At 50.4% G+C, this 270-nt stretch carries 1 protein-coding gene; it reads left to right on the top strand.

Translation table 11 applies throughout. The annotated features are described in order from the left end of the window. Positions 1-269: SDR family oxidoreductase (locus tag SB775_RS29840; protein WP_410864857.1), on the top strand; the 269-nt coding region annotated here is incomplete at its 5' end. Position 270 lies beyond the last annotated feature (1 nt).

Raw genomic sequence — 270 nt, 5'->3', positions numbered from 1 at the left:
CCGGCATCGAATATGGTGAGTTTGGCATTAGCATCAATGCCATCGCTCCAGGCGCCATCATGACGCCGATGGTCGAAGGCTCTTTAAAGCAAATAGCTGGAGACGACTGGGAAGCAGCCGGCAAGGAATTTGTCAGCGTCAACCCGATGAAACGTTTCGGTAAACCAGAGGAAGTTGGCAACCTCGTCACTTTCTTGTTATCTGATGCAGCGAAATTCATCAACGCTACCGTCATCCCGATCGATGGCGGCCAATCCTATAAATACTGAC

The sequence above is a fragment of the Peribacillus sp. SIMBA_075 genome, from assembly GCF_046534585.1.
Note: the sequence above shows the minus strand (reverse complement) of the source record. Positions and strands in the feature narration are given on the sequence as shown.